General features: G+C 47.7%; 30 protein-coding genes. 25 read left to right on the top strand and 5 right to left on the bottom strand.

Going from position 1 to position 26890, the window contains the following annotated elements:
- The 5 genes from EAO37_RS07380 to EAO37_RS07360 all read left to right on the top strand — a co-directional run.
- Nucleotides 1-878, top strand: an 878-nt coding sequence (locus EAO37_RS07380) for a DNA type IV secretion system protein ComB10 (RefSeq protein WP_162982992.1), incomplete at its 5' end; no start/stop codon positions are given.
- 46 nt (nt 879-924) lie between these two features.
- Complete coding sequence (locus EAO37_RS07375) at nt 925-1656, top strand: (Fe-S)-binding protein (protein ID WP_120952808.1); 732 nt, start codon at nt 925-927, stop codon at nt 1654-1656.
- Entirely contained in the window at nt 1657-3108 is a 1452-nt protein-coding gene (locus EAO37_RS07370) for a LutB/LldF family L-lactate oxidation iron-sulfur protein (RefSeq protein WP_120952805.1), read from the top strand. It abuts the gene before it with no gap.
- Nucleotides 3101-3739: a lactate utilization protein C gene (locus EAO37_RS07365; RefSeq protein ID WP_120952802.1), complete on the top strand. Its 639-nt coding sequence runs from the start codon at nt 3101-3103 to the stop codon at nt 3737-3739. Before EAO37_RS07370 ends, EAO37_RS07365 begins: the two co-directional genes overlap by 8 nt.
- A gap of 9 nt (nt 3740-3748) precedes the next feature.
- Complete coding sequence (locus tag EAO37_RS07360; RefSeq protein ID WP_120952799.1) at nt 3749-4204, top strand: peroxiredoxin; 456 nt, start codon at nt 3749-3751, stop codon at nt 4202-4204.
- A 64-nt stretch (nt 4205-4268) separates the two neighbouring features.
- Here the strand turns inward: EAO37_RS07360 and EAO37_RS07355 are convergent, their stop codons facing one another.
- Together EAO37_RS07355 and EAO37_RS07350 are read right to left on the bottom strand one after the other, a co-directional pair.
- Complete coding sequence (locus tag EAO37_RS07355; RefSeq protein WP_120952796.1) at nt 4269-5078, bottom strand: DNA adenine methylase; 810 nt, start codon at nt 5076-5078, stop codon at nt 4269-4271.
- Entirely contained in the window at nt 5065-5949 is an 885-nt protein-coding gene (locus EAO37_RS07350) for a hypothetical protein (RefSeq protein ID WP_162982991.1), read from the bottom strand. The genes EAO37_RS07355 and EAO37_RS07350 overlap by 14 nt, the downstream gene beginning before the upstream one ends.
- Nucleotides 5950-6424: 475 nt before the next feature.
- Between EAO37_RS07350 and hisS the strand changes: the two genes are divergently transcribed.
- A complete protein-coding gene (gene hisS / locus EAO37_RS07345) occupies nt 6425-7735 on the top strand; it encodes a histidine--tRNA ligase (protein WP_120945976.1) in 1311 nt (436 codons plus the stop codon).
- Nucleotides 7732-8724 carry an aspartate-semialdehyde dehydrogenase gene (gene asd, locus EAO37_RS07340; protein ID WP_120945977.1) on the top strand — a complete coding sequence of 331 codons (993 nt, stop codon included), beginning with the start codon at nt 7732-7734 and terminating at the stop codon, nt 8722-8724. Before hisS ends, asd begins: the two co-directional genes overlap by 4 nt.
- On the opposite strand, the gene EAO37_RS07335 is transcribed toward asd, so the two are convergent.
- Nucleotides 8721-9227, bottom strand: coding sequence for a DUF2147 domain-containing protein (locus EAO37_RS07335; protein ID WP_120945978.1), 507 nt, complete (start codon nt 9225-9227; stop codon nt 8721-8723). The genes asd and EAO37_RS07335 overlap by 4 nt on opposite strands.
- Before the next feature lie 9 nt (nt 9228-9236).
- Nucleotides 9237-9731 carry a YhcH/YjgK/YiaL family protein gene (locus EAO37_RS07330; protein ID WP_120945979.1) on the bottom strand — a complete coding sequence of 165 codons (495 nt, stop codon included), beginning with the start codon at nt 9729-9731 and terminating at the stop codon, nt 9237-9239.
- Between the two features lie 95 nt (nt 9732-9826).
- Between EAO37_RS07330 and EAO37_RS07325 the strand changes: the two genes are divergently transcribed.
- Genes EAO37_RS07325 through EAO37_RS07290 form a run of 8 tightly spaced genes read left to right on the top strand, consistent with a single transcriptional unit; the run spans nt 9827 to nt 15639 of the window.
- Nucleotides 9827-10447, top strand: coding sequence for a DUF3943 domain-containing protein (locus EAO37_RS07325; RefSeq protein ID WP_235853105.1), 621 nt, complete (start codon nt 9827-9829; stop codon nt 10445-10447).
- A 59-nt stretch (nt 10448-10506) separates the two neighbouring features.
- Nucleotides 10507-11097: a GTP cyclohydrolase II gene (gene ribA / locus EAO37_RS07320; protein ID WP_120945980.1), complete on the top strand. Its 591-nt coding sequence runs from the start codon at nt 10507-10509 to the stop codon at nt 11095-11097.
- A complete protein-coding gene (locus EAO37_RS07315; RefSeq protein WP_120945981.1) occupies nt 11097-11318 on the top strand; it encodes a MoaD/ThiS family protein in 222 nt (73 codons plus the stop codon). Before ribA ends, EAO37_RS07315 begins: the two co-directional genes overlap by 1 nt.
- A 1-nt stretch (nt 11319) precedes the next feature.
- A complete protein-coding gene (locus tag EAO37_RS07310) occupies nt 11320-11760 on the top strand; it encodes a molybdenum cofactor biosynthesis protein MoaE (protein WP_120946001.1) in 441 nt (146 codons plus the stop codon).
- Between the two features lie 9 nt (nt 11761-11769).
- Nucleotides 11770-12300 carry a molybdopterin adenylyltransferase gene (gene mog / locus EAO37_RS07305; RefSeq protein ID WP_120945982.1) on the top strand — a complete coding sequence of 177 codons (531 nt, stop codon included), beginning with the start codon at nt 11770-11772 and terminating at the stop codon, nt 12298-12300.
- Nucleotides 12297-12761 carry a cyclic pyranopterin monophosphate synthase MoaC gene (moaC, locus tag EAO37_RS07300; RefSeq protein WP_120945983.1) on the top strand — a complete coding sequence of 155 codons (465 nt, stop codon included), beginning with the start codon at nt 12297-12299 and terminating at the stop codon, nt 12759-12761. Before mog ends, moaC begins: the two co-directional genes overlap by 4 nt.
- Before the next feature lie 11 nt (nt 12762-12772).
- The gene (locus EAO37_RS07295; RefSeq protein ID WP_120945984.1) at nt 12773-13525 is read left to right on the top strand and encodes an HpaA family protein; all 753 of its coding nucleotides are present in this window, start codon (nt 12773-12775) and stop codon (nt 13523-13525) included.
- Nucleotides 13525-15639, top strand: a complete 2115-nt coding sequence (locus tag EAO37_RS07290) for a sulfatase-like hydrolase/transferase (RefSeq protein WP_120945985.1) — start codon at nt 13525-13527, stop codon at nt 15637-15639. The genes EAO37_RS07295 and EAO37_RS07290 overlap by 1 nt, the downstream gene beginning before the upstream one ends.
- Here the strand turns inward: EAO37_RS07290 and flgL are convergent.
- Complete coding sequence (flgL, locus tag EAO37_RS07285; protein ID WP_120945986.1) at nt 15630-18161, bottom strand: flagellar hook-associated protein FlgL; 2532 nt, start codon at nt 18159-18161, stop codon at nt 15630-15632. The genes EAO37_RS07290 and flgL overlap by 10 nt on opposite strands.
- Before the next feature lie 118 nt (nt 18162-18279).
- Between flgL and rplU the strand changes: the two genes are divergently transcribed.
- The 10 genes from rplU (at nt 18280) to EAO37_RS07235 (ending at nt 26796) form a co-directional block, all read left to right on the top strand.
- A complete protein-coding gene (gene rplU, locus EAO37_RS07280) occupies nt 18280-18591 on the top strand; it encodes a 50S ribosomal protein L21 (RefSeq protein WP_120945987.1) in 312 nt (103 codons plus the stop codon).
- Nucleotides 18592-18600: 9 nt separating this feature from the next.
- Nucleotides 18601-18864: a 50S ribosomal protein L27 gene (gene rpmA, locus EAO37_RS07275; protein WP_120945988.1), complete on the top strand. Its 264-nt coding sequence runs from the start codon at nt 18601-18603 to the stop codon at nt 18862-18864.
- Between the two features lie 27 nt (nt 18865-18891).
- Complete coding sequence (locus EAO37_RS07270) at nt 18892-20472, top strand: ABC transporter substrate-binding protein (RefSeq protein ID WP_120945989.1); 1581 nt, start codon at nt 18892-18894, stop codon at nt 20470-20472.
- Between the two features lie 12 nt (nt 20473-20484).
- Complete coding sequence (locus EAO37_RS07265) at nt 20485-21489, top strand: ABC transporter permease (protein ID WP_120945990.1); 1005 nt, start codon at nt 20485-20487, stop codon at nt 21487-21489.
- A complete protein-coding gene (locus EAO37_RS07260) occupies nt 21489-22346 on the top strand; it encodes an ABC transporter permease (RefSeq protein ID WP_120945991.1) in 858 nt (285 codons plus the stop codon). The genes EAO37_RS07265 and EAO37_RS07260 overlap by 1 nt, the downstream gene beginning before the upstream one ends.
- Before the next feature lie 9 nt (nt 22347-22355).
- A complete protein-coding gene (locus EAO37_RS07255; RefSeq protein WP_120952790.1) occupies nt 22356-23228 on the top strand; it encodes an ABC transporter ATP-binding protein in 873 nt (290 codons plus the stop codon).
- Nucleotides 23225-24025 carry an ATP-binding cassette domain-containing protein gene (locus tag EAO37_RS07250; protein WP_120945993.1) on the top strand — a complete coding sequence of 267 codons (801 nt, stop codon included), beginning with the start codon at nt 23225-23227 and terminating at the stop codon, nt 24023-24025. Before EAO37_RS07255 ends, EAO37_RS07250 begins: the two co-directional genes overlap by 4 nt.
- A gap of 3 nt (nt 24026-24028) precedes the next feature.
- Nucleotides 24029-25024: a GTPase ObgE gene (gene obgE, locus EAO37_RS07245; protein WP_120945994.1), complete on the top strand. Its 996-nt coding sequence runs from the start codon at nt 24029-24031 to the stop codon at nt 25022-25024.
- 16 nt (nt 25025-25040) lie between these two features.
- Nucleotides 25041-25898, top strand: coding sequence for a tetratricopeptide repeat protein (locus EAO37_RS07240; protein WP_235853106.1), 858 nt, complete (start codon nt 25041-25043; stop codon nt 25896-25898).
- 61 nt (nt 25899-25959) lie between these two features.
- Nucleotides 25960-26796, top strand: coding sequence for a tetratricopeptide repeat protein (locus EAO37_RS07235; protein WP_120945995.1), 837 nt, complete (start codon nt 25960-25962; stop codon nt 26794-26796).
- The last annotated feature ends 94 nt before the right edge of the window (nt 26797-26890 follow it).

Raw genomic sequence — 26890 nt, 5'->3', positions numbered from 1 at the left:
CCATATCCAAGACTTGCAAGCCCAACTCCGCCAAGCCAAACAACAACCCCCCCCCCACTCCACAAGATCAAGACAATCAAGATGATCTAGAGCTAGAACAAGAAGCCCAACGCCTAGACATGCTAGCAACGCGTATCCAAGCCTTTGAGCCGGAGCATCCTTTAGAAATTCAAGAAGGAGGGATAGAAATAGACTATGGTTCTAGGGGCTTTGAAAATCTCAAGCACAAAGACATCGCCACCCATGAAAATAAACTCTTGCGCACCCTGACGGCGGACAAATTGATCCCGGCCTTTCTCATCACTCCCATTAGTTCGCAATTAGCCGGTAAAGTGATCGCGCAGGTAGAAAGCGATGTCTTTGCTAACATGGGTAAAGCGGTGCTGATCCCCAAGGGATCTAAGGTGATTGGCTATTACAACAATGACAACAAGATCGGGGATTACCGCTTGAACATCGTTTGGACGCGCATCATCACCCCCCATGGCATCAATATTATGCTCACCAACGCTAAGGGGGCTGACATCAAGGGCTATAGCGGGCTAGTGGGGGAGGTGATCACACATAATTTCCAACGCTATGGCATGCCCTTGCTGGTTTCCACTCTCTCCAATGGACTCTTGATCGCCCTAACCTCAGCCATCGCCAATAAAACTGGCAAAAACAATTTATTTGGGGATTTTCTCTTGATGCAACTCACGCGCCAAACAGGCATGGGTTTAAGCCAAATCATCGCCCAAATCCTCAAGGACAAGAGCAAGCTACATCCCATCATCATCATTAAAGAGGGGAGTCGGGTTTTTATCTCGCCCAATTTAGACATCTTTTTCCCCATCCCCAAAGAGGGCGAAGTGATGGCAGAGTTTTTCCAACATTAATTTAGTTATGGTAGCCTTGCTGGATCGAATGGAGTAAGGAAGCCCGATGAGAGTGTATTTTTTTGCCACTTGCTTAGGAGGGGGCGTTTATAGCCACACGGCTTTGAATTGTATCAAGCTCCTCCAAAAAGAGGGGGTGGAGGTGGTGTTTAAAAAGGATCAAACCTGTTGTGGGCAACCTAGCTATAACTCGGGTTATTACAATCAAAGCCGCCAAATCGCTTTACATAATATCCGGCTCTTCAAGCAAGATTACCCCGTGGTGGTGCCCAGTGGTTCTTGTGTGGGGATGATGTCCCATGACTATTTAGAACTCTTTGAGGGGCATAAAGATTATGAGGAGGTCAAGCACTTTTGTGCGCGAGTCTTTGAACTCTCAGAGTTTTTAGACAAGCAGTTAGAAGTGCGCTACACGGACATAGGCGCGCCCATCAAGGTTACATGGCACTCTAACTGCCATGCCCTACGGGTTTCTAAGGTGATTTCTAGCGCAAAAAAACTCATCGCCCAGCTAGACAATGTGGAGTTGGTGGAGTTAGAAAGAGAGGAGGAGTGCTGTGGATTTGGGGGGACCTTTGCGGTCAAAGAACCAGAGATTTCTTATGCGATGGTGCAAGATAAGATCAAGGACATTGAAAGCCGTCAGGTAGAGTGTGTGCTCTCGGCTGATGCGGGCTGTTTGCTCAACATTAGCGGGGCGATGGCTAAGATGCGTAGCAACACCAAGGCGATGCACTTTTATGACTTTTTAGCCCAAAGAGTGGGCATAGGAGCTTAAATGACACACACCACCACCCATAGCGATCAAGATTACGAAAAAGTCATCACAGAAAAACTAGGCGATGCACAATTACGCACCAATTTACGATCGGCGATGGATACGCTGATTCACAAGCGCAGGGATTTATTAGCCAGCCGTTACCCCGAATGGGAGCGTTTGCGTGAAATGGGCAAGAACGCCAAACTCAAGGTGTTAGCCCAACTAGATACCTATTTACAACGCTTTGAGCAAAACGCTACCAACAACGGCTTTATCGTGCATTATGCCAGCAGCGCCAAAGATGCCAATGAGATCATCTACAACCTAGCCAAAGAGCGGGGGGTGGATCGCATTTTAAAGGGTAAATCAATGGCAAGCGAGGAGATCGGGCTGAACCAATTCATGCAACAAAAGGGCATTGTGGCTAAAGAAACCGACCTAGGCGAATTGATTATCCAGCTCATTGACGAACACCCCGTGCATATTGTGGTGCCCGCCATCCATAAAAACCGCCACCAAGTGGGCAAAATCTTTCAAGAAAAACTAGGCGCGCCCTTAGAGAGTGAGCCAGAAAAACTCAATGGGATTGCGCGCAAACACATGCGCACAGAGTTTGAGGGCTTTAAAATGGGGCTCTCGGGGGTGAATTTTGCCATCGCTAATGAGGGGGCGATTTGGCTTGTGGAGAATGAGGGCAATGGGCGCATGTGCACCAGCGCTTGCGACATCCATGTAGCAATCTGTGGGATTGAAAAGATGGTAGAAAGCTTTGAGGATGCGGCTATTTTAAATAACCTGCTCTGCCCTAGCGCAGTGGGTGTGCCCATTACATGCTATCAAAACATCATCACAGGTCCGCGACAAGAGGGCGAGCTCGATGGTCCTAAAGAGGCGCACATTATTTTGTTGGATCACAACCGCAGCAATATTTTAGCCGATGAGAAATATTACCGCGCGCTTTCGTGTATCCGTTGTGGGACATGTTTGAATCACTGCCCGGTGTATGACAAAATCGGCGGGCATGCCTACCTAGCCACCTACCCCGGACCCATTGGCGTAGTCATCACCCCCCAACTCTTTGGGCTAGACAATTACGAACACATCGCTAACCTATGTAGCCTGTGTGGGCGTTGCGGGGAGGTTTGCCCGGTGAAGATCCCCTTGCCCGAGCTCATCAGGGATTTGCGCGCCGAAAAAAGCCATGAGGGGCGGGGCGTGGTGCGCGGTTATAAGGATGCCAAGCATAGCAAGTTGGAGGAGCTAGGCATGAAGGTCTTTACTAAACTGGCTTGTAATGGGAGTTTGTGGCGGGCGTTTTTGAAGCTTAATGGCTGGATGGCTCCGCTGGGTAAGTGGGTGGGGGCTTACACCCCCGTGCTTAAAGCCTGGCTCAAACACCGCGACATGCCCGCCGTGCAGGCTGATTTGCACGCGCAAGTCAAATCCCTAGCGGGGGTGATCTATGAGTAGCAAGCAAGTCATTTTTGAGCGCGTCCAAAGCGCGCTTGCACGCCACACCATCGCCCACGAAGAGGTGTCCTTTGAGAATCTCATTTTAGACACCAAAGAAGATTTGCTAGAAGAATACACACACTTCCAAGAGCTCAACCGCTCAGAAGTCATCCACTCTACTCCCCAAAATCTCATCACCGAGATTAAAAACGCTTTGATTGCCTTTGAGAGTCAAAAACTCTTGTATGCTACGGATTTACCATGCGATTTAGGGCAGTTGGAGGGCGCTTATGAAACAATCCCCTATGACAAACCGATAGAGGATTTTAAAGAGGCGATTTTTCAAATAGATACGGCGATTTTAAAGGGCGTGTGTGGGGTGGCTAATTTGGGCATGGTGGGTGTGATCTCTTCGCCTGCAAGCCCTCGCCTAACCTCACTCATCACGCTAAAGTGCATTCTCTTGCTGGAGAAAACAGCCATTGTGCGCGACTTGGCACAGGGGTTGGCTATCTTGAAAGCCCAACAAGCAGATAGACTACCTACCAACATGCTTTTTATTGGCGGACCTAGCCGCACGGCTGATATTGAGCTTAAAACCGTCTTTGGGGTACATGGTCCCATGGCGGTGCGTGTGATCTTATACTAAGGAGAAATGATGCAATTACAACCAAAAACCCCCGCCCCTGCTTTTACTTTGTTCAACGCCCATAACAAGAGCGTGAGCTTGAAGGATTTCTTAGGCAAAAGCGTGGTGCTTTACTTTTACCCTAAGGATAATACCCCCGGATGCACCATTGAGGCGCAAGATTTCACCAAGCTCAAAGCAGAGTTTGAGGCTAAGGGCGCGGTGATTCTAGGGGTGAGTCCCGATGATGCCAAGAGTCATTGCCACTTTATCGAATCTGAAAAGCTAGGCATTGAGCTTTTGAGCGATCCGAGTTTGGAGGTGTTAAAGGCGTATGGGGCTTATGGCACTAAAAACATGTATGGCAAAGAAGTAGAGGGGGTGATTCGCTCTACTTTTGTGATTGATAAAGAGGGCAAGATCGCCCACGCGCTTTACAATGTGCAAGCCAAGGGGCACGCTGAGAGGGTGTTGGAGTTGGTTTAGGCAGGGGTGATTCTTTACTACCGGCGCGGGTTTTGAGCCAGCGCGGTGCAAAATTAAGGACCCTCTAAAAATTGCTAATTAACAACTCTTTACCCGCGGGGGCTTTGTCTTGTTTGTAATTGTTCATGCCATATTGCACTTGGAACTCGCGGATCAAAAAATCCTTGTAAAGTTCTCTAATAGCAGGGCTATCCCCATAAGTAAGCAAGAATTTATGTTGCGTGCGCTTTAGGCAGGCGCAAAGGTGTTCGTGGTTAAAAGTGGTGTGCAAATCTCCTTTTTTGCCATAGAGCCTAGATTGAGCGGCATTGTCATAGGGGGGGTCTAGGAACACAAACACACCATCCCCGTCTTTTTGAAGCAACTCTGCGTAATGATCAGCCGTGAAAGAAAATTTTTTCACCACATTCTGGATAGGGCGTAATCTCTCAATAGAGGTTTGCGTAAAGCGGGATTCATAAGCCTTTTGTGAGTATCCACCGCTATCTACAACCCCCGAAAAGCAAATACGATTCAAAATAAAAAAATCCACCGCCCTTTGAAAATCGCTCAGTTTTTGTTGCCTACGCCTCAAAAGGACATGGTAAAGTGCCCTACCATCTGCATGCGCCTCTTTGATCTGTTGGATAGCATCAATGAGACGATCGCCCTGCGTTTTTAGCACTTGCCAAAAACAATAAAGATCGTAATTTAAATCGTTGGCATAGAATTTCTCTACACTAAGATGTGTCTGGGCTAGGTAGATCCCCACACTCCCCCCTCCAAAGAATGGTTCACGGTATTCTTTAAAATCACCTAAGAAATACGCCTTTAATGCTTTGAGAGCCCTTGATTTACCACCCGGATAGCGCAAGGGCGATTTAAGATAGCCCATGGTTGATCCAAACCTCAAAATGGTTATGTTGTGCCTCTGTATTCAAGGCTTGCAGGGTGTGCGCTTGGGAGGGTGAGAATTGGCATGTTTGTAGCAAATCCTGCAAGCATGCATTAGGGAGAGTGAATCTGTCTTGCAAGACATCCGATGTCAATCTGAGAACGACTTTAAAACAAGTAAAACCTTGGATATGATCCAAATTTCTATAGAGCATGAGTTTCAAAAGTCCGTCTTTAATATCTTCTTTGCTTGGAAGAAGGGCGTTTTTGCTATGTTTGCTCTCACAAAGATACAAGATTCCCTCCCTATGGATCACATCATCAACCGTGAAGAAATATTGCCCTCCTAGATAGTTTTCAATCACTAATCTTGACTTATCACCCACCCCGATATGTTCTTTTGGCTGGACTATGAGACTTTCGCGTATTTGCGCTTTTTGCGCCTTTTTTCTTGAAAACTCCACAAATGACGACCTGCTTTGCGCGATTTTCTTAGCGAAGGCTTGGATGTTTTTAAAAGGGTGCATTTTGACATTGAGCAGATCAGAAATACGCCTATAAGAAACTTCTATGGCTGTTAGCACCGCCTGTAGATTTTCATTCTCTAATTGATGCAGATTCCAATGCAATGCGCTTTGGTGGTAATTGGTTAATTTAGTGAGATGCTCTGAGATGTGTGCGTGCTTGAATTGTTGGCGCGTGATTTTGTGTCTTAGTCTGTGGCGTTGTGCTCTGTCATAAAAGCCTAAAATCACATAAACGCCCAATAAACTCATCAAAGCAACCGTATCCCATTGCAGATAATCCACATCGCCATCCACTCCCTCATCTTTAATAAGCGGGATGATCGTAGCGACTTTACTAGCTGGCACATCAAAAGTATCATAAACTCTTGCATACGGATAGGAGCGTGTGCGTTTAGGGCTTACCCACTTACTAAGAGCTAGGGTTTTACCAGCCACCATAACTAAGCATCTACTAGAGCATTTATTAATATCTGCGATACCAAAATATCTTAGTTTCTGATTCCAGCACTTTTGATAAGAAAAATTTTTGATCTGCGCTTGTAAATCCATACTCCACCTTTGTGCGCGCACAAATAGCGCAAACACTAAGGTGCAAGCTTAACATAAGTAATATAAGATCAACTATTAGTCTGCCATCCTTTGCTTTCTTATACGCGTTCTGTGGTTGGCAGAATCCCTTCAAACTCCTTGCAATAAATCTCTTGAAAAGAATTTCCACTACCCCCTTCCCACACCTGAAAGGATTTTGAAGGCGGTATTGCAACACAAGTTTTTAGATCTAAAAACTTGCTATAATAGCCCATCTGCATAAAGGATCGCCATGATCGCCCCTAAAACCCTGAGTGGCTTTAAAGATAGACTCCCCCAAGAAGCGATGGCTAAGGGAGCGGTGCTAGACAAATTAGCCCGCGTGTTTAGAAGTTTTGGTTTTGTGCCCATTGAAACCCCCCATTTGGAGTATGCCTCCATTCTCACCCAAGAAGCCGGGGACATCCAAAAGGAGATTTATCGCTTTAAAGATCATGGCAAAAGAGAGGTGGGGTTACGCTTTGATCAAACTTTGCCCCTGGCGCGCTTTGTCGCCCAGCACCACCATGTCTTGGGGTTACCCTTTAAACGCTACGCGATTGGGAATGTTTTTAGGGGGGAGCGCGCTCAGAAGGGGCGTTATAGAGAATTTACCCAATGCGATTTTGATTTCATCGGGAGCAAGAGTTTGCTTTGTGATAGCGAGATTATCCAAGTGATCATCGCCAGCCTTAAAGCCCTAGATTTAGAGGAGTTTAGTGTGTGGATCAACCACCGCCAAATCTTAAATGGGCTTTGCCAACACTTTGGGGTGCATAGTCAAGAGGACATTTGCGCGCTCTTGCGCGTGGTGGACAAACTAGGCAAGATTGGGCAAGAGGGCGTGCTCTTGGAGCTTAAAACCCTCTTTCCTGATTTAGACTTTAAAGACTTCTTAGACATTATCAACACCAGGCAAAATGGCGACCCCTTGGAATTTTTCAAAAGCGTGGCTTATTTGAAAGCCTATAATCCCACTTTAAAGGAGGGCTTAGAGGAGTTAGAAAGCCTCTTTGATCTCTTATTGGCTTTAGAAATTAATCCCGAGCATTTCAAAGTGGATTTTTCCATCGCTAGGGGCTTGGGCTACTATACCGGGATCGTCTATGAAACCACGCTTAATGCCTTAGCGACTTTGGGGAGTGTGTGCTCTGGGGGGCGTTATGACAATTTAGCCAAGAGTTTCAGCACCCAGCATTTCCCGGGTGTGGGCGCGTCCATTGGTTTGGATCGACTCTTAGTAGGGCTAGAAGAATTAGAATTAGTGGAGAGTAAATCCACGAGCGCGCGGGTGTTGGTGGTGTGCATGGACGCAAAGGATTTTGTCTACGCCTCCCAAGTCGCACAGAAATTCCGCCAAAGCGATGTGAATGCAGAACTTTATCCCGAAATTGAAAAACTCAAAAAACCCTTTAGTTACGCTAACCACAGAGGGCATGAGTTTGTGGTAGTGCTAGGCGAGGAAGAGGTGCGCACGCGCAGTCTAACCCTTAAAAATATGACAACGGGTGTGCAAGTGAATCATCTGAGTTTTTTAAAGGCGTTAGCGATGGTGAGCGAATGAAGCGTTACAATGTTGCCCTAGTGGGAGCAAGTGGGGCGGTGGGCGCGCAAATTATTGCGTTATTAGAAGAGTGGGATTTTCCTTTGGCGCGTTTTGTGCCCCTAGCTAGCCAAAGAAGCGCAGGGATGCCCCTCGATGCCTTTGGGCGCACCCACCACATTTTGGAAACCACCCATGAGGTGTTTGAGGGCATAGACATCGCGTTTTTCAGCGCGGGGGGGAAGGTGAGCGCGGAATTTGCGCCCAGCGCGGCACAGGCCGGGGCACTGGTGGTGGATAACACGAGTTATTTTCGCCTAGAAAAAGATGTCCCCCTAGTCGTGCCCGAAGTCAACCCCGGTGATTTGCAAATCTGCCCTAGAAATATCATCGCCAACCCCAACTGCTCAACTATCCAGATGGTGCAAATCCTAAACCCCTTACATCAAGTCTTGGAAATCACGCGTGTAGATGTCAGCACTTACCAGGCGGTGAGTGGGGCGGGCAATAGGGGTATGGCGGAGTTGCGCGCGCAGATGCAAGGCGATCTAACTTGCGCCATTTTTCCCCACCCCATTGCGCTCAATGTGATCCCCCATATTGACGCGTTTTTGCCCTCCGGTTACACCAAAGAAGAGATGAAGATGGTGCAAGAGACACATAAAATCATGCATGCAGAATTCCCCATTAGCGCGACTTGTGTGCGCGTGCCCGTGCTAAGAAGCCATAGTGAGAGTTTGAGCGTGCATTTTGCACGCCCCACTAGCGCGCAGGAAGTCAGGGAGATTTTACAAAGCGCGCCCAGCGTGGTTGTGCAAGACGATCCCCAAAAAGCCCTTTATCCCATGCCTATTTTAGCTAGCCACACCGATCAAAGCTTTGTGGGGCGGATTCGTTGCGATCTCTTTGATCCTAAAATTGTGCACCTATGGTGCGTGGCTGATCAACTCCGTGTAGGGGCAGCCACAAATGCGCTTAGAATCGCTGTGGCGTATTTACAAACGCACTAATTCTCTCTTTGGATTTCCTTTAGGGTTTCTAGCACCCTAGAGAAATCTGGCTTGGTGATGCCATGGGCTTGCAGGTAGGCGTTGTCTAGCTTTTTCCAAATAAAGGTCTTGCCAAAGAAACCGCGCCGATCAAAGCTGGGCAGGAATTTCAAATCCCCGTTTTTCTTTTGGCGCACTTGCACATAGTAGGTGCGTCCATCGTAGAAATTATAAGCTCGCCCATTTTTGTAGATGTCCTTATCCACACAAGTGAGATCGTATAAGAACACCACCCCCTTGTCGCTACGCTGGCGCAGGGCTGGATCTTTATTGTAAATATCCTGCCTCGCTTTAGAACCATCTACATTGGCGATCCCATAGGCGTAATACTTCCCCTTGTATTTGAAAAACTCCACATAGGAACTCTTCATGTAAAGAAACGATTGGGTTTCATACACCCCCTCCAATGTGCTAGCCCCTAGCACCCCGCACAAAAACCCCCATATAATGCAAATATACCTCACCTCAGACTCTTATAATTTTAGTTTGACCAACTCTCTTGGCACTTTTACCACCACTTTGCGCACCAATTTGGCATCAAGGGGGCATGTGGTGTGCGCGTCATATTCTAAAAACACGCCCAGCATGCCCGCATGCATGCACACTTGGCTAAGATGCGGGCTAGCTTGGTAGGTTTCTTGATCTGTGTTGGGATCGTAAGGGGTTTGCACGCACAAATCTGTGCGATCCGCTAGGATCACCATCTCACAGCCCTGCACCACAAGCAAAAAGTCTATAAACCGGCGGTGGGTTTCTAGGACTCCTTGTGTGGGGTGATAGACAATCTGCATCGCATGCATGCCATGATCTAACTCCAGCTTCAAAGAACCCACCTCCTGTTGCATCAGATTTTGGTGGTGGGGGTGGGTTTGATCTAGCGCGCTGTGCAAATAGACACACAAAGACTCTAATTCTACAGTCTTGCTAAACAAGGGCGCAAGAGAACACAACTTGCCAAAGATTGCCATACACACTCCATGATCAAAAGGCATTTATAGCAAGAAAACCCTAATGGTTTTTAAAGTTGTCTTGTGTAACAATGCGCGCTTAGACTGTAGGAGAGATGCTATTGTCAAGACTATCGCCTTCGCGCCTAGAATCCATTGTCATGCGCCATTATGTTCCTAACCATCGTTCTAGGTATCTAGGGGCTAGTGTGGGGATTTTGGGCGTGAGCTTTGTGCTGGGTATTGTGGGGCTGTATTTGATGCCTGAGAGTGTTACCCATTGGAGTAAAGAAAAGTTTGGTTGGTTGAGCTGGTGGCATAATGTGCTTTTGGGTCCCCAATTTGATGGGGATCTCTTCATCTTTAACTGGGTGTTGCACCCCTATTTTGGCGCGATTTACTACATGCAAGCGCGCGTGGCTGGGTATTGCAAACGCGTCTGTGTGTTTTTTACTTTTATGGTTTCTACTTTCTTTTGGGAATATGGGCTAGAAGCCTTTGTGGAAATCCCTAGCTGGCAGGACTTGATCTGCACGCCCACCATGGGACCCTTAGTCGGGGAGTTGTTTTTTGGCTGGACTTGTGGCTTGCAAAACCACCACAAGAAAATATGGGGCTCTAAGAGTCTAGGCGCGATCGCTCTTTTTGGCATGGATTTTATCGGCTTTGTGATTCAAAATCTGGGCTTGGCTAAGGCTTTAGGGATTCGCAATAAAAACACTTTCAAGCAAAGTTAAGCCTTTTTCACCATAATATTACCTTGAAGTGGTAGAATCCTATGTTTAAAAGGCGATTCATGCAGCGTGGTATTCAGGTTTCTAGCCGGGCTAAGCTACCCACCAAATTCGGGGAGTTTTTGATCCAGTCCTTTAGAGAGAATAGGGGGGATTTCAGCTGGGATCATCTGGTGGTTTTCACCCCACATTTATCCAGTGCCCCCTTGGTGCGCCTGCACTCAGAATGCTTGACGGGCGATGTCTTTGGATCGCAAAAATGCGATTGTGGGGGGGAATTAGAGTTAGCCTTGCAGAGGATCGCGCATGCTCCCACGCAGGGGGGCATGTTGATTTATTTGCGCCAAGAGGGGCGGGGCATTGGGCTGTTTAACAAGATCAACGCCTATGCCCTGCAAGATCAAGGCTATGACACCATTGAAGCCAACCGCGCCATCGGCTTTAAGGACGATGAACGCGATTATGGCATTGTCAAGGACATTTTAGAACACTACGGTGTTACGCATATTCACCTACTCACCAACAACCCCCAAAAGGTGCAGGCTTTGAGTGCCTTTGTTAAGGTGGAACGCTGTAGTATCATCGTGCCTAGCAATTGCCACAACCAGCAGTATTTAGAAACCAAAAAAAACAGAATGGGGCATTTACTCTAATGGTTAGCGTAGAATTTTTAGGACCTATTGCAGAAGAGAGCATGCAAGTTGACATCAGTGATCTAGGCGCGCTAAAGGCGATTTTGGCGCAAAAAGAGAGCTTGAAAGCTTGGCTACCCTTGAGCGCGATCGCGATCAATGGCATTTTGGTGGATAATATCCACGCGCCCCTTAAACATGGGGATCGGGTGGTGTTGATGCCCCCGGTGTGTGGGGGGTAGTTTGCTAGAAGTTGTTGAGGGCGCGCTGGACACGGCTAGGTTTTATGCGCAGTGGGAGCGCGAGTGCGTGGCGCACAATTACGGGGCGTTGTGCGTCTTTGTGGGCGTTGTGCGCGCTCAAGAGTCGGGCTTTGAGGGCTTGAGTTTTGATTTATACATGCCCTTGCTGGAAGCGTGGTTTCAAGACTGGCAAGCAAGGGCACGCGCGCGCGAGGTGGTGTTGAGAATGGCGCACTCTAGGGGTGATGTCCCCGTGTCGCAGAGTTCTTACATGGTGGGCTTGATGGCTAGACACCGCCAAGCTCCCCTAGAGCTTTACAGCGCGTTTATTGAGGATTTCAAGCACAACGCCCCCATTTGGAAGTATTACCTGCAAAACCAACGCCGTGTTTACGCCCAAGATCAAAGCCACCCGCTAAAGGGAAGTGGCTTATTGGCATGAAAGGGATACATGGAATTGGTTAAAGTGGGGATTGTGGTAACTAGCGACCGGGCATCTTTAGGGGTGTATGAAGATTTAGGCGGACCAGCGGTTAAAGAGGTATTGACGCGCTATGTGCGTAACCCCTTAGAATTTGAATACGCCCTGATCGCGGACGAACAAGAGATCATCATGCAAACCCTTATAGATTTGAGCGATGCCAAGCGTTGCGATCTCATCATCACTACAGGGGGCACAGGTCCTGCACCCAGAGATGTTACCCCTGAAGCTACGCAGGCGGTGTGTTCTAAAATGTTGCCCGGTTTTGGGGAGGTGATGCGCATGGCAAGCTTGAAGTATGTGCCTACCGCAATTCTTTCGCGCCAAAGCGCGGGCATTAGGGGATCTAGCTTGATTGTCAACTTGCCCGGTAAGCCCAAGAGTATCCAAGAGTGCTTAGAGGTGGTGTTTCCGGCCATTCCCTATTGTGTGGATTTGATTGGCGGAGCTTATATTGAGGGCAATGCAGAGCATATCCAAGTGTTTCGTCCCAAAGCATGAACCACCTAGATTCTAAAAACCACCCCACCATGATCGATGTCAGCACCAAGGCGATCACGCATAGAGTGGCTATTGCCAGCGGTAAGATCAGCATGGACGCTAGCACTTACCAAGCCATCTTGAACAACACGCTTAAAAAGGGTCCGGTGATCCAAACAGCCATCATAGCAGCCATCATGGGGGCTAAACAGACCAGCGCGCTCATCCCCATGTGTCACCCCTTAAACCTAAGCGGGGTGCACGCCCAAGTGCTAGAATGCCCCCAAGAGAGCGCGCTAGTAGTGCGCGTGCAGGTGCGGTGCAGTGGGCAAACAGGGGTGGAAATGGAGGCGCTTATGGGGGTGAGTGTGGGGCTTTTGACTATTTATGACATGGCTAAGGGCTTGGATAAAAGCATGGTAATGGGGGAGATTAAGTTAGAGCATAAAAGCGGGGGCAAGAGTGGGGATTACACTATTTAAAGGAGCTTAAAATGTGGAAATATAGATTACTGGGTGTGGGTTTGTGTGTGGCGTTGGTGGGCTGTGGACCTGAGATCACGATCACCAATGAAGTCCCCCTGCGCTTGGTTTACCAAACTAGCGCGCAAAAAGCCCCAGCAACCCATGAGCAGATTATCTTGTTAAAGCCCGTGTTGCAATACAGCGACAATATCGCCAAAGAGTATGAAACGAAGTTTAGGCAACAACTCACGCTTAAAATCGAAGATTTACTCAAGAACCAAGGCTATAAGGTGATGCCGGTGGATTTGAGCGATAAGGACGATTTAACTTTCGCGCAAAAACGCGATGGCTATTTAGCCTTAGAGATTAGGGGCGAGATTGTGCTAAGACCCGATCCCAAAACCACAGAACAAAAGAAATCCAGTCCGGGGTTAATTTTCTCTACGGGTATGGATGTGATGAAGGGCACATTGCTGGCGATGGGCTATATCAAAGTCGTGTTTGTCGAACCTATGAGTGGGGAGTCTGTGGATTCGTTCATGGTGGATTTGAGTGAAGTGGATGTCAAAGAACCCTTTGTTAAATCCAGCAAATCCGAGCACACGGGCGGGTTATTGAGCTCTATGTATAAGGGCAAGGATAGTTCCAATGACGCGATCAAAAAAGCCTTGAATACGATCTTTAAAGCCGTCATGCAACGCGTGGATTTTAAACTCACCCAAGAGAAAATTAAGGCTTATGCCAAAGATATTACCGAGTTAAAAGCGCGCAAACCAGAGTGATGGCCACGCGCGCCTTCGCCCAACAATGTTTGCGGCTTGTCATTGGGGCGTTGTGCTTTAGCCTTTTCTTCAGTGTCTTCTTTCTTTGTTTGCGTTTGGGCTTTTTAGCCTACACGGGGGTGTATAAAGGCGCGCTAAACCAGCCCCTTGGCACGCTTCTAAACCCCATTTGGCATGTATTAGGCGATGGGATCAAATACGATAACCGTATTGTCGCCATCTTTGGATTGCTCTTTTTGCTCATAGGGTTTCTTACGCCCACGCGTGCGCGCGCTAAGACGCTTTCCATCTACGCCCTATTTTGTATCGCACTGTGTTTGTTCTTGCAAATAGCTAACATGACCTACTATAGCATTTATGGGAATGTCTTTGATGCCAACCTAGTAGAAATCTTTGAGGAAAACCCTAGAACACTCTTGAGCATGGCTGTAACTGGGGAGTATTTCATCGGCACGAAACTGTTAGTTTGGCTGGTGTTGAGCGCGCTGGGGTTTTGGCTTTATCTTGGGGTGATCTGCCTAGCCACACGCCTCTGCCATGCCCTAGAGTTGTTCCCTCTAAGGTGGGCGTTGGGAGGCGTGTTTGGGGTTTTAGCTTTGTTTATGCTCATCTGCATTAATTCTCGCCTAGCTCTTAGCGGGGTGTCTTTGGATTTTGTGGTGAAACCAGCCCAAAACGCGTTTTTACGCAAGATAACCCCCGGGGCTTTCCGCAATCTCTATCTAGTCTTTAGAGATTATTCTAAAAGCCACCAAGTGGATTTTTCCAACTTCACGCCTAAACCCCTACTCCAAGCCACCCAAGAGTATTTCCAGCTCCCCTCCACCACCCCCCTCCCCCTTGATCTAAGAGAACTCCTCAAAGCCCAAAGCCACAACCCCTTGCAACCCAGCATCACGCATGTGTTTTACATCATCTCTGAATCGCTCTCCAGCTGGCATTTTGATCCCAAATTCGACTCCATCCACCTAGTGAGCGCGCTCAAAAGTTTGGACGATCAAAAACATGGCTTCATTTTTCCTTTATTCCTAGAAAACGCACGGCGCACGGTGAAAAGCCTAGATGTGCAAATCACAGGGCTGTTTAATATCAGCGATACCAATTTTGTGAACATGGGTGTGCCCATCCCTAGCCTGCCTAGTGCCATTGGTAACCAAATGAAGGCTTTGGGTTTCCACAATCTCTTTTACTATGGAGGGAGTGGGATTTGGAATCGCTTGGATAGCTTCACCAAAACCCAAGGCTTTGATGGCTTAATTTTCAATACCCCCTTGCTGGAATTTGCGCGCCAAAAGCTAGCCAATAACCCCAAAGCCTATCCACATCCCCTAGAGAGCAATTGGGGCGTGCATGACAATATTCTCTTTGACTACATTTTACAAACCACCCCCCCCGATCGCAAGAGTTTTAGCATGGTGATGACTTTGAGTAACCACACAACTAGAAATGTGAATTTGAAAGCCTTTGGGGTGCCCTTGGAGCAAATCCAAGCCTTTGTGGATCGCACCCCAAAGTCAACCAATCTACCCGATGCGAATTTTCTAGGGCATATCTATTGGTATGACAAAATTTTAGTGGATTTCATCAAAAAAGCGCGCGTTAAATTTCCTAACTCCCTTTTCATCATTACAGGGGATCACTTCGATCGCAGTTTTGACTACGCCAAAGAGGATTTTTACATGACTAAAAGCGTGCCCTTGATCGTCTATGCCCCCTCTTTAGAGCCCAAACCCATCCATTGTATCGGGGCGCATATTGACATCGCCCCCACGATCATGGAGCTCATTGCCCCTAAGGGCTATGGGTATGTCAGTTTTGGTAAACCCCTTTTTAGCAACGCTTCCATGCCCAAGGATTGTGCGCACGATCACGCTCTAGGTTTTGATGTGGTGGGAGCTAAGGGGGTAGATGGGGTAGATTTTGTCTATGGAGGCGGGGGGCTAAAAGGGCTACGCTATGTCCGCCAGCAACGCTGGATCAAACACCCCCCCAACCTCCAAGACTTGCAATTAGCCAAAGCCCTCATGGAAAAAGAAAAGATCGCTAATGGGTTAAGTTGGTATTATCTCTTCAAAGGTCCCATCTTAAAACCCCCCTTGATACCTCATAAGTAATGGCTCAAAGCCATTTGGTTGATCTTGCTACTAGAAGAGAGCACCGCATCGTAATTGTTGCGCAACTGAGAAAACTTATTATAAGTTTCCGCAATATCTGTGCCCACGGTGTCGCCCCTAATGGCTTGCACTTGGGATTTTAGCACCTCATTGCGTCTTAACATGTGCGCAAAAGAGCGCCCATGCGCCCCATTAGCCGCGATCACCTTTTCAATGTGATCGCTCAAGTGGTCCACTAGCTCAATATTATTTTGAATCCCCAAGTTACGCATGCGATCGTTGTAATTGTCCTGCAAGGCATCCGGGCGGTAGATTCCCTCACGCACCGAGTCGATCACCCCGTCTAATTGCTTAAAAAAATTGATATGGGGTTGATCTATGGTGAGAGCGTCATTGGCGTTCAAACGGATGGAGGGCGCGTCTTTTTTAAGCACATCGGGCGAAAAATCATCAGAGTGGCTGTCAAAAAACATGAATTGCATGGGGGTTTTAGAGTGGATTTTATCATGGATCACCACCTGCCCGTTCTCATTTAAAGCGACATCTACGCGCGTGTCCGCCTGCTGGAGTAGGGCTAAAAACGCCTCCTTGCTCTCCTCAGAGGACACATGCGCTTGGGCGCGCTCATAAACCTTAGCGTCTTGGTTGCTGTAATTCATCGCTAAAGCGATCGCGTCCATCAATTGGCGGTAAGTAACTTCGTTGGGCTTAGTGAGGCTGGGGGGGGTTTGGTTGCGGTTATACAAGGGGATTTTATAGGGCGCGCCTCCCCCTTTATTGGGTAATTGCAAAAACGCGCCTTGATCTTGCAACAACAAACGCGCCTGCACGCCCACGCCATTGTGATCGCGCAATTTGAAAATATAATCTTGCGCGCCAATTTGCGCCCCCATCACTTCAGCAAGCCTAGTCGCTCCTGTAGCATAATCCATACTCTTAGGCACGACTTGAGAGATATTGCCTATCAGGCGTGCACCGGCATGCGTGAAATAGGTTTTTTGGTATTCGTTGGCGTAATCGGTGGGTAAGGCTTTGACCTCTTGACCTTTGGCATCTAAGCTCTTGAGAGTCAAACTCAAACCATGCGCGCCATCAAAGGGGGGGGTTTTGCTGTCATGGGCGCTGTTTTTTACATTGTGATCGATGAGGCGCAATCTCCCATCATTAGAAATTTCCACATCTATGTCGCCCTGGAAATGCTCTTTAATGGCGTTCATCACATCTTGCAAGGTGGAATCCACGCCTAGCACAAGGGGTTCTAAGGGTTCTGTATTGATTGTGCCATCCTTGTGGTTGGGGCGCGTTCCACTGATTTGTAAAAACGCGGCATTGGGACCTAAGATCGCGCTGAGTTTGGTGTTGCGGTTAGCCGGGGTGTTTTCTTGGGTGATGAACGCGCTAGAGAGATCGAGCACGCGGTGATCATAGGGGTTGCTCACCCCATGCAAGGTAGAAAGAGCGCGATCTGTCAAAAAGGGGCTTTTGACATAGCTGGTGATGCGCGCATCACTGGCGCGGAGTTGGTTGAGATCATCGACATCTTTGTCGCTAGAGATCATGTGAAAATCAATGGTGGCATTGCCGGTGGTGAGGTCTTTGATCTCAATTTCTCCCCATGCGTTCAAACTCACCTCTACCACCTTATTGGTGGAGGTGTTGCCATAGGCGCGCCCAATCTGATCTAAGAGATCACTAATGGTAGTAGCGTCTTCTTTTTTGGTGTAAGCCTTATCTAGGGCGAATTTGGCTTTAAAGGCACTACCATCGGGGCGCACCCCTTGCAAATAGAAATACTCTTTGGGATCATTGCTGGGATCATCATCACGATCGCCGATGAGATCGCGCAAAGTATCCGTGGATTGCACAAAAACCTCTTTGGGTTCGGCGGTTTTGTTCAGCGCGTCCATAATGTCCGGATGCAACTTGCTTTGGTTGAACATTTTGATATTGGTGCTGATGTGCTTTTGCTTGTCTAAATCCTTGCCCAAGAACAAATTATGCCCTGTGATATTGTAAGGCACAAGATTATTCGCGCTCACTAGGGCGTTGAGACTCTCATCATTGCCATAGTAATTCCCCGCGCTATCAAAGGGTCTGCGATCCACCTTGCTCCCCCCAAAGAGATATTCCCCGCCTATAGAAGTGTTAGCCACATTGATCATATGGGCTTTGAGCTTTTCTAAATCAAGGGCGATAGCTTGGCGAGAAGTGGTGGAATGCACATCGCTAGCGGCTTGAATCAACTTGGTTTTAAACTGCTCCATGGTGCTAGAGAGCTCGCTTAGGGCTTTGTCGGTGTTAAGGGTGGCGGTGTGTGCGCTGTTGGCGACATCAATACCCTGATCTAGAGTGTTCTCTTCAAAGCCGTATTTGAGATTCTGGTTATTGATATTGCTATCTTGATAGCCTTGCTGGATCTTCAACCCAGAGGCGATCTTGCTATTAGCGGTGTTGAGTTTGTTTTGTAACGCGTTTTGGTAATAATTCATTTGGCTATAACGGCCACTATCGCTAATGCGCATGGATTTCCCTTCACTTGTCAACTTTATTGGACATGCAATATATATACCATTGCGCTATGGTCTAGTTTTTAAGCTTTTCTGTGTTAAAGTAAAGCTTATTTTTTCCTTAGGATTTGGCATGTATGCAGTGTTTAAAAATGGGGGTAAGCAGTATAAGGTGCAAGAGGGCGATGTAGTCTTGCTGGATAAAATGGGTTTGGAGCCCAAAACGCGCGTGGAGCTAGATGCTATCTTGGCGGTGGTCAAAGAGGGCGCGCCTGTTTATGGAACGCCTTTTGTGCAAGGAGCTAAGATTGAAGCAGAAGTGATCAATGAGGGGCGGGGTAAAAAGGTGGTGATCTTTAAAAAGCGCCGCCGCAAGGATAGCAAAACCAAGCGGGGTTTTAGGCGGGATTTCACCCGTGTTAGAATTTCTAAAATTGTCGCATAAGGAGTAGAGATGGCACACAAGAAAGGTCAGGGGAGCACCCAAAATAACCGCGATTCAGCCGGAAGACGCTTAGGGGTTAAAAAGTTTGGCTCAGAATTTGTCAGAGCGGGCAATATCTTGGTGCGCCAAAGAGGCACTAAGGTGCATCCGGGCAAGAATGTAGGGATGGGAAAAGATCACACCCTGTTTGCTTTGGTGGACGGGTTTGTGTGTTTTAGTTACAGAGATAAACAGCGTAAGAAAGTGAGCGTCTTAGAAACACAGAACACTTAAATACTAAGGGGGAGGGAAGGAGTTGCGATGAAAAAATGGCTAGTGGGCTTTTTTGGGCTGTGGTTGCTATGGGGGAGTTTGGGAGCGCAGGGCAAGCCGGGGGGGACCTTAGTTTATGCGCGGGGCGCAGATGGCTCGAGCATGGATCCAGCCCTAGTTACCGATGGAGAGAGTTATGTCGCCACCAGCAATATTTACGAGACTTTGGTGCGTTTTAAATACGGGACAACAGAGATCGAACCGGGCTTGGCTAGTAGCTGGGAGATTTCTAAAGATGGTCTTGTTTACACTTTCCACTTGCGCAAGGGGGTTTATTTCCACACCACCAAGTATTGGAATAAAAAGGTTGAATTCACCTCTAAAGATGTGCTTTTCTCCTTCAAACGCCAGATGGCGGGGGGCGATCCCTATTATAAGGGGCGTAGCTATATCTATTGGGAAAGCATGGCGATGTCCCACATTATCAAGAGCGTAGAGGCTCTAGACAAATACACGGTTAAAATCACCTTGAAAAAACCTGAAGCCCCCTTTTTAGCTGATTTGGGCATGGATTTTCTCTCCATTTTAAGTCAAGATTACGCGCAGTATTTAGCTAGTCAGGACAAGCAAAGCGAACTCTCTAAAAAGCCCATTGGCACAGGACCTTTCAAATTCGTGCTGTGGCTTAAGGACGACAAGATTCGTCTAGTTAAAAACCCTAACTATTGGGGAACCAAGGCTTTTTTAGATCAGGTGGTGATTCGTGTGATTCCCAACCCCTCATCGCGGGCTTTAGCCCTAGAAAAGGGCGAAGTTTCTCTAATTAGCGCGCCTAATCGCAACGAAATCCCCCGTCTAGAGAGTTTACCCGGGGTGGTTGTGGACAAAGCCCCCTCTTTGAGCGCGGCATGGCTTAGCCTCAATAACAATAAAAAGCCCTTTAGTAACCGCCTTGTGCGCCTCGCGCTCAATTACGCCATCAATGTGGATGACTACATCAAGGTTGTGTATGAAGGTTACGCCCAAAGGGCGATCAACCCCATACCCCCGGGCATGTGGGGCTATAACACCAATGTCAAGCCCTACCCCTACGACCCCGCTAAAGCCAAGCAACTCTTAAAGCAAGCGGGCTACCCTAGTGGGTTTGAAACCACGCTTTTTACCGCCGCTAGGCACAATAAAAAGGCTGCAGAATTTATCCAAGCCCAATTGGCTAAGGTGGGTGTGAAAGTCAAAATCGAGTTTTTTGAGTGGGGGGCTTATTTGAAAAAGACGGGCATGGGCGAACACGAAATGGCTTTCAGTGGTTGGTTAGCGGACACGGGTGATCCGGACAATTTTCTTTATATCCTATGGAGTAAGCATGCCGCTTCGCAAATCCCCACCCAAAACCACTCTTTTTACAAAAGCAATGCCTATTCGGATTTAGTAACTCGCGCCAAGGAAATCACAGACGAAAAAGAGCGCACCAAACTTTATCAAAAAGCCCAAGTTATCTTCCATGAAGACGCGCCCTGTGTGCTCTTAGCCTACCCTGATGAGGTTGCACCCCATTTAGCAACCCTCAAGGGTTATAAGGTTACAGGGGTGCAACGCAACCGCTTTGCTTCTGTGTATTTTGAGCGATAAATCTAGCGCGCCATGCTTAGTTTTATTCTCAAGCGAATCTTGTGGACAATCCCCACTTTATTTGGGGTAACCCTCATTGTCTTTGCGATGGTGCATTTGGCTCCTGGCGATCCGGCTTTATTGATTTTAGGCGAACACGCCAGCCAAGAATCTGTAGAAGCTCTGCGCGAACAAATGGGCTTGAATAAACCCCTTTTAGAGCAGTATTTTCTTTACATTAACCACATTTTTCATGGGGATTTTGGCAAGTCTTTGATGTCGGGTGAGCCGGTGTTAGAGGAATTTTTACAACGCTTTCCGGCTACCATTGAGCTCTCTATAAGCGCGCTTGTGATTTCTATTGTGTTAGGCTTGTTTGCGGGCATGTTAGCGGCTATCAAACGCTATAGCTTCTTTGATTACACTAGCATGGGTGTGGCTTTAGCTGGGGTGTCCATGCCTGTTTTTTGGCTAGGTCTATTGCTCATCTATTTTTTCAGTGTTAAATTGGGGTGGTTGCCATCTTATGGGCGTTTGAGTGATGAATTTTATTTAGATGGACCCACGGGGTTTTATCTCATTGACAGCTTAATAGCCCATGACTATAGGGCTTTTGTGGACGCGCTCAAGCATTTGATCTTGCCCAGCATCACCCTAGCCACGATCCCTACTGCCATCATCGCGCGCATGACAAGGGCTAGCATGCTGGAGGTTTCCAAAGAAGACTATATCCGCACGGCTAAGGCTAAGGGGTGTTCGCCCTTCAGAGTGGTGGTGGTGCACACCTTGCGTAACGCGCTCATCCCGGTAACTACCCTTGTGGGCTTAATGTTGGCCGGGTTACTTGGAGGGAGCATCCTCACAGAAAACACCTTTGCATGGCCGGGGGTGGGCAAATGGATGGTCAATGCCCTCAACCAACGCGATTTTCCCATCATCCAAACTTCTAGCCTGATCGTAGCGGTGATCTTCATTGGGGCGAATTTGCTAGTGGATGTTTTATACGCCTTCATTAACCCTAGAATAAGGCTGTCTTAATGGAACGCTTCAAAGAATTTTGGGGGCAGTTTAAGAAAAACAAAGCGGCCGTAGTGGGGGCATGTATTGTGTTGTTCTTGATTCTATGTGCCCTATTAGCCCCTGTGATCAGCGATCATGATCCTTATGCACAAAATGCTCAAGAGAGACTAGCTCTGCCCTCTTGGGAGCATGGGGGGAGTGCTAAGCATTTGTTGGGCACAGATGATTTAGGACGCGATACTTTCACGCGCTTGCTCTATGGAGCGCGTATTTCGCTGACTATTGGGGTGGTTTCCATTGGCATTGCGGTGTCTTTTGGGATTGTCTTTGGACTCTTAGCGGGCTATTTTGGCAGGCGCACAGATATGATCATTATGCGCGTCATGGATTTAATGCTCTCTTTGCCTTCGATTTTGCTGATTATTATTGTGGTGGCAATCTTGGGTCCCTCGCTTTTAAATGCGATGTTAGCTATTGGGATTGTGGGTATTCCGGGTTTTGCGCGCATTGTGCGCGCCTCTGTTTTGGCAGAAAAAGAAAAAGAATATGTCATCGCCTCTAAAGTCAATGGTTCGGGGCATTTGCGCCTGATGTTTGCGGTGATTTTCCCTAATTGCGCTGTGCCCATCATTGTGCAAGCTACGATGGGTTTTGCCTCTGCCGTGTTAGAGGCAGCTGGTTTGAGCTTTTTGGGACTAGGAGCCCAACCCCCTACCCCTGAATGGGGTGCGATGCTCATGGATGCTATGCAATATCTAAGAAGCAATCCATGGATGATTGTGCCTCCCGGATCAATGATCTTTTTAACCGTGATGGGTTTTAATTTGCTAGGCGATGGGATCATGGACGCGCTCGATCCCAAACACACGCGTTAGGGGGCTTGCATGGAAGAAACCTTGCTCAAAGTGGAAAACCTTAAAACCTATTTCTTTACCGATAAGGGCATTAATAAAGCCGTGGATGGCGTGAGTTTTGAGCTCAAGAAGTCCCAAACTCTGTGCATTGTGGGGGAGAGTGGGAGTGGGAAAAGCATCACTTCGCTCTCTATTCTAGGACTCATTGATAAGCCGGGTAAAATCGTGGATGGCTCTATTGAATTTAAAAAGCAGGATTTGCTCAAACTCAGCCAAAAGCAGATGCAACAAGAGATTAGAGGCAAGAAAATTAGCATGATCTTTCAAGAACCCATGACGAGCTTAAACCCTTCTTACACTATTGGGTTTCAAATCAGCGAAGCCCTCAAAATCCACCACCCCAATTTAAACCGCAAAGAACGCTTTGAGCGCGCGCTGGCTGAGCTAGAGCGCGTGGGTATTCCCCATGCTAAAGAGCGCTACCATGACTACCCCTTTAAGCTCAGCGGGGGGCAACGCCAAAGGGTGATGATCGCTATGGCGATGGTGTGCGCCCCTGAGCTTTTGATCGCTGATGAACCCACCACTGCCCTAGATGTTACCATTCAAGCCCAAATTTTAGAACTCATGCAGGAATTGCAAGCCACTAAGGGGACTTCGATCCTCTTTATCACCCACGATCTAGGTGTGGTGGCACAATTAGCCGATGCGGTGGTGGTGATGTATAAGGGGCATGTGGTGGAGAAAGCCAGTGCTAAAGAGCTTTTTAATGATCCGCGCCACCCCTACACTCAAGCCCTATTAAACGCCATACCCAAACCGGGCAAGGAGCACCGCAAAAAACGCTTACAGACCGTGGATGAAAATGTCAACTACCTAGAATTTCCTAGGGAGATTCGATGATCTTAGAAGCCAAAAACTTACAAAAAACCTACCACATCTCACAGGGCTTGTTTAAAGAAGCCAAACAAATCCACGCGGTGAAAGACATCACCTTCAAAGTGCATAATGGGGAGATTTTAAGTGTGGTCGGGGAGAGTGGGTGTGGGAAGAGCACCACCGCCAAGCTTTTAATGGGGATTGAGAGCCCTAGCGGAGGGGAGATTTTATTTAAGGGCAAGAATCTTGCCCAATTTAGCAAAGCTGATTGGCAGGAATACCGCAAACATGTCCAAATGATTTTTCAAGACCCCTATTCTAGCCTCAATCCTAGATGGCAGGTAGGGGACATCATTGCCGAACCTCTCTTGCTTAATAGCAATTTTTCTAAACAAGAACGCCGGGAAAAAGTCTTAGAAATGATGGATAGCGTGGGGCTTAAGCGTGAGTGGATCAGCCGTTACCCACATCAGTTTTCAGGGGGGCAACGCCAACGCATCGGCATCGCGCGCGCGCTCATTATCCGCCCTAAGGTGGTGATTTGTGATGAACCCGTTTCAGCCTTAGATGTCTCCATCCAAGCCCAAGTGCTCAATCTATTGCTAGATTTACAAAAAGAGATGGGCTTAACCTATGTCTTTATTAGCCATGATTTGGGCGTGGTGGAACACATCAGCGATCGCATTTTGGTGATGTACCAGGGTGAGATTGTAGAGCGTGGGGATGTGCAGAGCGTGTTGAGCGAGCCTAAAGACCCCTACACCAAGAAACTATTAGATGCTGTGCCCCATTTAGAAAAATCCATGCAACGCTTTTCTTAAGTTATGTTTGTAGATAGTGTAGAGATTGTGATCGCCTCTGGCAAGGGGGGGGCGGGGGCGGTGAGCTTTAGGCGCGAGAAATTTGTCATCAAGGGCGGACCAGATGGGGGCGATGGGGGCGATGGGGGCGATGTGTTTGTGCAAGTGAGCACAAACACCGACACGCTAGGGGCTTTTAGGGGCAAAAAGCACTACAAAGCTAAAAATGGCGCGCCCGGGGGTCCTAAAAATTGCAGTGGCAAAAAGGGGGAGAGCATCACCCTAATTGTGCCCCCCGGGACACAAATCTACGATCAGCAAAGCGGGGAGTTGTTAGGAGATTTTATAGAGTGTGGTGCGCCCCTTAAGATTTTAGAGGGGGGCAAGGGGGGAATGGGCAATGCACGCTTTAAAAACGCCGTGCAACAACGCCCTACCTACGCGCAAAAGGGGCTAGAGGGGGTGGAGTTGAGCGTGCGCTTAGAGCTTAAACTCATTGCCGATGTAGGCTTGGTGGGCTTTCCCAATGTGGGCAAATCTACCTTAATTAGTGTGATCTCCAATGCACGCCCTAAGATCGCCAACTACGCCTTTACGACCCTAGTGCCTAATTTAGGGGTGGTAAGCGTGGGGGATTTTAAAGAATTTGTGATCGCAGACATCCCGGGGGTCATAGAGGGGGCAAGTGGGGGCAAGGGCTTAGGGCTAGCCTTTTTAAAACACATTGAGCGCACGCAATTTTTACTCTTTGTGCTAGATGTTAGCTTGGATTTAACAGAGCAATACCACCAATTACGCCACGAATTGGGGGCGTTTTCACCCACCCTAGAAAAGCGCGCCTTTGGGGTGGCGATCAACAAAATAGACTTGCTCCCCCCTGAAACACTCGCTAGCACTCTGCATACCTTTGAGACTAGCCTAGATGATAAGCCCGCCTTTATTCTGCCCATCTCAGCCCACACCACCACTAACACCGCCCAGCTGGTGCAGGTGTTAGCGCAGAATTTGGATAAAAGTTAATCTAAGAGGTGTTGGCATGTTTAAAAGTCGCTTTTTAAGCCTTGTGGGGGCTTTGTTTTTGTCTGTGGGGCTGTGTGGTGCAGAGAGCGCGCAGGATCTGCTTGAGCAAGGACGGACTTATTATAAGCAAGGGAACTATACCAAGGCATTTGAATCCTTTCAAAAAGCTGCCAATGCGGGCGAGGCTAATGGGTATCTTGCTTTAGGGCTGATGTATGAAAATGCTAAGGGGACTCATCAAGATATGCATCAAGCCTTCAAATGCTACCAAAAAGCGGCAAATATGGGTGTTCCTGAAGCTTATTTGATTTTAGGATCGATGTATTACGATGGGATAGGCGTGAGCAAGGATTATAACAAAGCTTTAAAATACTACCAAAAAGCCGCCGATGCGGGGGTTGCTGAGGGCTATACAAATTTGGGACTTGCCTATGCTAAAGGGCATGGCGTGGCTCAAGATTATCAAAAAGCCGCCCAGTATTACCAACAGGGCACAGATATGGGGGATGGGGAGGCTAGCTATTATTTGGGGCAGTTGTATTACAAGGGTCAAGGTGTTTCTAAGGATTACTCTAAGGCATGGACATGTTACATCATAGCCGCAAGTTTGGGAGATGCGCGGGCTTATTGGAGTTTAGGGAATATGTATTACGAGGGTAAGGGGACAATTAAAGATTACATAAAAGCTAAAGAATACTTCCAAAAAGCTGCCGATGCAGGGATTGCTGAGGCTTATAATAATTTGGGAGTCATGTATGCTAAGGGTGAAGGTGTGGGGATAGATAAAGAAATGGCTTCTAAATACTATAAAAAAGCCTGCAAAATGGGAAGTGATCTAGGTTGCAAGAGCGCTAAAGCGCTTTTGGGGGATTAGGCACTTGGGAGCATTGGTATGAGATTATGCGCTCGGAGATTGTGGCTAGCCTTAAGCGCAAATGGCGGTTTTGTGCTTATCTGTGATTGTGGGATTTTCTGTGGACAATACAGAGCTTTTTAAACAGGCGCAAACCTACTACAAGCAACAAGAATACCCAAAAGCTTTGGCTCTTTTAAAGAGAGCGGGGGAGTTAGGGAATGCTCAAGCGTATGTCGCCTTAGGGGTGCTCTATGTTGCTGATAAAGGACTGCCCCTTGATTACCCTAAGGCTTTTGGATATTTCCAAAAGGCGGCTAAAATGGGAGACGCGCAGGCTTATGCTAAATTGGCTAACATGTATTATTTAGGTTTGGGCACAGCACGGGACTATACTAAAGCTTTGCAACACTATATCAAAGCGGGAGAATTAGGGTATACAGACACCTATATTCTTTTGGCAGACATGTATTATAAGGGGCTTGGCACGGATAGGAACTATTCTAAGGCTTTTGAGTATTTTAAAAAGGCGGCAGATTTGGGCAATGCTAAGAGCTATAGCATGGTGGGGCTTATGTATAGGGGCGGGCTGGGCGTTGCCAAAGACACACAAAAAGCCCTAGAATACTTCAAAAAGGGCGTGGTGCTCAAAGATGCGAAGTCATATTTTCATTTAGGAATGTCTTACCTTGTGGGTGAGGGCGTGGGCAAAGACGCGTCTCAAGCCTTGTTGTATTTCCAAAGAAGCGCAGAATTGGGCGATTCAGCTGGATATGTGCTCTTGGGGTATTTGTATGTGAATGGCGATGGTGTGAAGCAAGATACAAAAAAAGCCCTCTGGTATTTCCAAAAGGCTTGTAGGATGGGAGAGCAACAAGGTTGTCAGAACGCTAAAAAGCTCTTGGATTTTATGCATTAAAAACTTCCTGTTTTAGTGGCTTAGTAGAGAGAGAGAGAGAGAGAGAGAGAGAGAGAGAGAGAGAGAGAGAGAGAGAGAGAGAGAGAGAGATTAT

It is taken from the genome of Helicobacter sp. L8, assembly GCF_003660355.1.
Lineage (GTDB): Bacteria > Campylobacterota > Campylobacteria > Campylobacterales > Helicobacteraceae > Helicobacter > Helicobacter labacensis.
The sequence above is the reverse complement of the archived record's forward strand: the minus strand, read 5'-3'. Positions and strand labels throughout refer to the sequence as shown.

Excerpts from the sequence above, each read along its gene's own strand:
- EAO37_RS07375 (WP_120952808.1), top strand. The coding sequence starts at position 925 with ATGAGAGTGTATTTTTTTGCCACTTGCTTAGGAGGGGGCGTTTATAGC.
- EAO37_RS07370 (WP_120952805.1), top strand. The coding sequence starts at position 1,657 with ATGACACACACCACCACCCATAGCGATCAAGATTACGAAAAAGTCATC.
- EAO37_RS07365 (WP_120952802.1), top strand. The coding sequence starts at position 3,101 with ATGAGTAGCAAGCAAGTCATTTTTGAGCGCGTCCAAAGCGCGCTTGCA.
- EAO37_RS07360 (WP_120952799.1), top strand. The coding sequence starts at position 3,749 with ATGCAATTACAACCAAAAACCCCCGCCCCTGCTTTTACTTTGTTCAAC.
- EAO37_RS07355 (WP_120952796.1), bottom strand. The coding sequence starts at position 5,078 with ATGGGCTATCTTAAATCGCCCTTGCGCTATCCGGGTGGTAAATCAAGG.
- hisS (WP_120945976.1), top strand. The coding sequence starts at position 6,425 with ATGATCGCCCCTAAAACCCTGAGTGGCTTTAAAGATAGACTCCCCCAA.
- asd (WP_120945977.1), top strand. The coding sequence starts at position 7,732 with ATGAAGCGTTACAATGTTGCCCTAGTGGGAGCAAGTGGGGCGGTGGGC.
- EAO37_RS07330 (WP_120945979.1), bottom strand. The coding sequence starts at position 9,731 with ATGGCAATCTTTGGCAAGTTGTGTTCTCTTGCGCCCTTGTTTAGCAAG.
- EAO37_RS07325 (WP_235853105.1), top strand. The coding sequence starts at position 9,827 with ATGCTATTGTCAAGACTATCGCCTTCGCGCCTAGAATCCATTGTCATG.
- ribA (WP_120945980.1), top strand. The coding sequence starts at position 10,507 with ATGCAGCGTGGTATTCAGGTTTCTAGCCGGGCTAAGCTACCCACCAAA.
- EAO37_RS07315 (WP_120945981.1), top strand. The coding sequence starts at position 11,097 with ATGGTTAGCGTAGAATTTTTAGGACCTATTGCAGAAGAGAGCATGCAA.
- mog (WP_120945982.1), top strand. The coding sequence starts at position 11,770 with ATGGAATTGGTTAAAGTGGGGATTGTGGTAACTAGCGACCGGGCATCT.
- moaC (WP_120945983.1), top strand. The coding sequence starts at position 12,297 with ATGAACCACCTAGATTCTAAAAACCACCCCACCATGATCGATGTCAGC.
- EAO37_RS07295 (WP_120945984.1), top strand. The coding sequence starts at position 12,773 with ATGTGGAAATATAGATTACTGGGTGTGGGTTTGTGTGTGGCGTTGGTG.
- EAO37_RS07290 (WP_120945985.1), top strand. The coding sequence starts at position 13,525 with ATGGCCACGCGCGCCTTCGCCCAACAATGTTTGCGGCTTGTCATTGGG.
- flgL (WP_120945986.1), bottom strand. The coding sequence starts at position 18,161 with ATGCGCATTAGCGATAGTGGCCGTTATAGCCAAATGAATTATTACCAA.
- rplU (WP_120945987.1), top strand. The coding sequence starts at position 18,280 with ATGTATGCAGTGTTTAAAAATGGGGGTAAGCAGTATAAGGTGCAAGAG.
- rpmA (WP_120945988.1), top strand. The coding sequence starts at position 18,601 with ATGGCACACAAGAAAGGTCAGGGGAGCACCCAAAATAACCGCGATTCA.
- EAO37_RS07270 (WP_120945989.1), top strand. The coding sequence starts at position 18,892 with ATGAAAAAATGGCTAGTGGGCTTTTTTGGGCTGTGGTTGCTATGGGGG.
- EAO37_RS07265 (WP_120945990.1), top strand. The coding sequence starts at position 20,485 with ATGCTTAGTTTTATTCTCAAGCGAATCTTGTGGACAATCCCCACTTTA.
- EAO37_RS07260 (WP_120945991.1), top strand. The coding sequence starts at position 21,489 with ATGGAACGCTTCAAAGAATTTTGGGGGCAGTTTAAGAAAAACAAAGCG.
- EAO37_RS07255 (WP_120952790.1), top strand. The coding sequence starts at position 22,356 with ATGGAAGAAACCTTGCTCAAAGTGGAAAACCTTAAAACCTATTTCTTT.
- EAO37_RS07250 (WP_120945993.1), top strand. The coding sequence starts at position 23,225 with ATGATCTTAGAAGCCAAAAACTTACAAAAAACCTACCACATCTCACAG.
- obgE (WP_120945994.1), top strand. The coding sequence starts at position 24,029 with ATGTTTGTAGATAGTGTAGAGATTGTGATCGCCTCTGGCAAGGGGGGG.
- EAO37_RS07240 (WP_235853106.1), top strand. The coding sequence starts at position 25,041 with ATGTTTAAAAGTCGCTTTTTAAGCCTTGTGGGGGCTTTGTTTTTGTCT.
- EAO37_RS07235 (WP_120945995.1), top strand. The coding sequence starts at position 25,960 with ATGGCGGTTTTGTGCTTATCTGTGATTGTGGGATTTTCTGTGGACAAT.